Annotated in this window: 3 protein-coding genes; all 3 read left to right on the forward strand. The window is 62.8% G+C overall.

The genetic code is table 11. The features are described from left to right. Positions 1-466 precede the first annotated feature (466 nt). The 3 genes from HCR68_RS13725 to HCR68_RS13735 are packed head-to-tail and all read left to right on the forward strand — an operon-like array spanning position 467 to position 3,843. A complete protein-coding gene (locus HCR68_RS13725) occupies positions 467-1,903 on the forward strand; it encodes a hypothetical protein (RefSeq protein ID WP_167150396.1) in 1,437 nt (478 codons plus the stop codon). Positions 1,904-1,962: 59 nt separating this feature from the next. Beyond that, the gene (gene dcm / locus HCR68_RS13730) at positions 1,963-3,312 is read left to right on the forward strand and encodes a DNA (cytosine-5-)-methyltransferase (RefSeq protein ID WP_167150398.1); all 1,350 of its coding nucleotides are present in this window, start codon (positions 1,963-1,965) and stop codon (positions 3,310-3,312) included. Positions 3,313-3,315: 3 nt separating this feature from the next. Next, positions 3,316-3,843: a very short patch repair endonuclease gene (locus tag HCR68_RS13735; protein ID WP_167150400.1), complete on the forward strand. Its 528-nt coding sequence runs from the start codon at positions 3,316-3,318 to the stop codon at positions 3,841-3,843. Positions 3,844-4,262 lie beyond the last annotated feature (419 nt).

Consider the following 4,262-nt stretch of genomic DNA (forward strand, 5'->3'; position numbering starts at 1 on the left):
CACGCAGCCAGGACTCAAGCACCTCCAGGTCACCCTCACGCACAACCAGTCCAGGAGCAGGTCTATTCGCCATACCCCCATCATCCTAAGCACCAACCACAAAACAACTAACGACACGCGACACTAGGAAGGCAGCCCGGCCGCTTCATCGAACCAGGGTCTGAGGCGGCTGCGCCCGCTGGCTTCCGGGCCAGGCGACACTGATCCGGGAAACGGCTGTTAGGTGGTGCCGCGAGCATCCGTCGGGCGTGGCGGACGCACCGTAGAGCCCGCGGACGGCCCCGCAGGATAACCGCCGGGGCCTCAGGTGCATCCGAGACAAGTCGAGTACCTTTCCGCAGCTCCGAGGGATCCTCCGCAGCCCGATCTGGGCAGCGGACGGGCGTCACCGCCACCAACCTCATCGCCCTGGCGTGGACGCCAGCCGCACAGCCCGTGGGGATGGTTCGGCTGGAACGGGCTGCGCATGGAGGAAGCCGTAACTTCCTCAGAACGAATCCTTTACTGGCATACCACAGTGGAGAAACAGTTTTACGATCCGCTCATGGAGACATCGTCGTTCCTCCCCGCCAAGTCCAAGCTTGAGGCCGTCGCTCGGCTCTACGCCGCCGCGCAGGCCCCAGCCCCACCTAAGCCATTGGGCCCCGGCAGCAAGGAGAAAAAATCAGTCCTGACAAAGACAGCCAAGCGCCTCTCACTCGACGTCGACGAGAGCGCACCGAAGGACGTCCTCGCACGTCAGATCCTCGAAGCGCTCGACCAGGCATGGGACCACTCCTTCTCCTCGACAGGACAGACCATCACCTTGCGAGGGCTCAACGCCATCCTGGCTGCGACCGAGGCCGAGCTCCAACGTAGAGCGGTACGGGAAATGCGTGGCGTCGGCCCTACGCTACCCGACTGGTTCGCACCCGCACGCGACAAGCTCGAGGCAGTCCGACGTATCTCGTCGATCACAGGCGGACGCCCACAAGACCTGGGGCCGGGAAGCAAGGAGAGGAAGTCAGTGCTGACCGACCTTGTTGACAACCTTGGCCTACCTCTCGACTCCCGACTCACGAAGACCAAGCTCGCCGGAGCAATCGCTACGGCACTTGACATGCCCTGGAATGACTCGTGCTGGTCCTCTGGACAGACCGTTACGCTGGACGGGCTCAACGCTGTCCTTGCGGGGGCTGAGCAGCGGGTACTCCACGGCCACGGCCACAGTAGCGGCGTCAAACAGATCCGCCTGCTCCAGGAGGCTCAGTTGCTCGTCACAGCGCTGGCAGCGTCCTGCCCACCTCACTGGGACGGGAGAACGTGCATCCAGGAGATGTTAAAAAGCGAGTATGGACAGGCAAAGCAGACTGAGTGGGTCGGTTTCTACTTCGAGTTTGTAGGCCTTCCTGCGCTCATCAACGCCTACGGCGGAGGCCCAGTTCGCATCGGAGCTACCAAGTTCGACTATGCCCGCAACTTCGTATGGGATCTCAAGACCCATGGGCAGGAGAGACTCACCTCCCCTGAGGGTCTCTCTGGCAGGACACCGCTCAACGACCGCGAGTCCATCCTGCAGTGCGTCGATGAGCGTGGCCTGATCGGCTTCCTGATCTTGTCCGGAGCCTCATCATTCAGTGGTTGCGCTGAGTTCGATGCCTGGCACCGGAGGATGCGAGGCGCCTCCGAATCCAAGTCCCCCCACCCGCGACGCCTGAAGGTCTCTCTGCACCCTGTCACGCTGCAGGCCTACGTCTTCCAGGGAACCGACGAGATCGAGCAAGCACTCGCTGATGGGGTACTGAAGATATTCAACCAAGGACGTCAGCAGAGCGGCAAGCCCAGGAAGCCGAAGCTGGATCTGGCGCTCCACAAAGCCCAGGAAGCCGGGAAGGTCCTGGCACAGCATGACTTCGCGGCGTGAGCCCAAGCTCACGGTGAGCAGAGCTTCCCTTCAGCTCGAACATGTGTTTAGCTTGGACCATGGCCGAGAAGTTCACCTACACCGACCTCTTCGCAGGGATCGGCGGCTTCCACGCCGCCCTGTCCGGGATGGGCGGTCAGTGCACCTATGCGGTCGAGATCGACAAGGACGCCGCCCGCATCTACGAGCAGAACTGGGGCATCGACGCCCTTGGTGACATCACGGCCGACGCCGGTGACGACGGCGTGTCCGACAGGATCCAGCCGCACGACGTCCTCGCCGCCGGGTTCCCGTGCCAGCCCTTCTCGAAGTCCGGCGCTCAGGCGGGGATGCTGGACGAGGTTCGAGGCACGCTCTACTTCAACATTCTCAAGATCATCCAGGAGCGCCACCCCACGGTGCTTCTTCTCGAGAACGTTCGAAACCTCGCCGGACCGCGCCACGCTCACGAGTGGGAGGTCATCGTCGAGTCGCTTCGCGAGGAGGGGTACCACGTAGCGGATACCCCTGCCATCCTCTCTCCGCACCAGCTCGGTCCGGAGCGAGGGGGCCGCCCCCAGGTCAGGGAGAGGGTCTTCATCACTGCTACCTACGACCCTGAGGGAATCGGGTCAACAACGCCCCAACCGGTGGTGAGAGCCAGAGAAGTGTACGCCGATGGGCCAGTTGAGTGGAAGATTGCCGACTACCTACTCGCCGACGTCGAGGGCTACGACCTGTCACGGGCCGAGGTCGACTGGATCAACGCCTGGGACGACTGGGTACATCGTTTCCGTGACCACAACCCGGGGAAGAAGCTGCCGGGGTTCCCGATCTGGGTGGACGCCTGGCAGACGATCGAGGACCTGGAGATTCAGATCGAGTCGGGCGAGCTTGATGATGTCCCCGCCTGGAAGATGAACTTCCTGCGAAAGAACGCGCAGCTCTTCACTGAGAACGCGGCCTGGTGCCGAGCCTGGATGACCACTTCTGGCGTGAAGTACTTCCCTCCGTCGCGTCGTAAACTCGAGTGGCAGGCCCAAGACAACGGCTCCCTCTGGGACTGCCTCATGCACTTCCGCCCGTCGGGTCTGCGCGCCAAGCCCCCGAGCTACGTTCCCGCCCTCGTCGCCATCACGCAGACCAGTATCATCGGTAAGAAGCGACGTCGACTGGCACCACAGGAGGCTGCCCGCCTTCAAGGGTTCCCGGACGAGTTCTCCTTCGCCGGCCAGCCTGATGCGAAGACCTACAAGCAGCTGGGAAACGGCGTGAACGTGGGCGCGGTCTGGAACGTGCTCAAGATGCACTGTGACCGAGACCGCCGCATCCTTGAGTCAACAGACTCCGGTCGTCGGATCCTCGAGGCAGTCGACGCCGCTCCGGCAAACCCTGACGAGGCGGTCCGCAACCTACTGATGACAAGGTGACCTATGAATGCCGCGCCATCGGACAGCGGTGAGCCCGACCCACTGCACGCCCCCGAACCTGAACGCAGCAAGCCTGCCGATCCGAGGGTGACTGCTCGCTACTCCAAGCTGTCCCGGCGCGACACATCCCCCGAAATGGAGCTACGGCGGGCACTGTGGCGGCTGGGACTGCGCTACCGGGTGCAGTACAAGGTACCGGGCCTTCCCCGCCGCAAGATCGACATCGCCTTCCCTGGCAAGAAACTGGCGGTCCAGGTAGACGGCTGCTTCTGGCACGGCTGCCCTGAGCACGGGACGACGCCCGACCGCAATTCGGAGTGGTGGCAGTGGAAGATCGCGAAGAATCAAGCCCGCGACCGCGACACCGACGAGAAGCTTGGAGCCCTTGGATGGACAGTCGTCCACATCTGGGAGCACGAGGATACTGACGATGCCGCACGGATTGTTGTCGGCGTTATAGCCGACTTGGTCGCTGACAGCCGCAAGCCACCCGCGAAAAACCGATTCTCTGTTACGACACTTGCTGAGTAGGATCAGCAGTTCAGGGCCGCTGGTCAACGCGAGCCCGTCGCCGTTGTGACCGACACCAGCGGATGCCGCTCGGCTCTCCGTCCGGCACTGATGTCCAGTTCCTGAACCTCCATCCTTGGAGGGGAGGTCACGGGGAGTGCCTTCCCACGGCGAGTTGAGACGGCTGGCAGGAAGGGCTGCGGGCCGGCGGCATCCGGCGTCCATGCAGCGGGCATGAACGCAGCGGCGATGCTACGACTCAAAAGGACCCAGAACTCCTGACTCGTGACACCTGGAGTGCGTGGTGTTTCTTGGACAGGGGGAGTTTTTCTTCCCGTGAGTCGATAGGATGGAGACCATGCCAGCAGCGAAATACTCAGAGGAGTTCAAGGCCCAGGTCGTGCGTGAGGTCATTGAGAAGGACCGCACGATCGCCTCGG

The organism is Actinomyces sp. ZJ308 (assembly GCF_011752065.1).
In the GTDB taxonomy this organism is placed as follows: Bacteria; Actinomycetota; Actinomycetes; order Actinomycetales; family Actinomycetaceae; genus Actinomyces.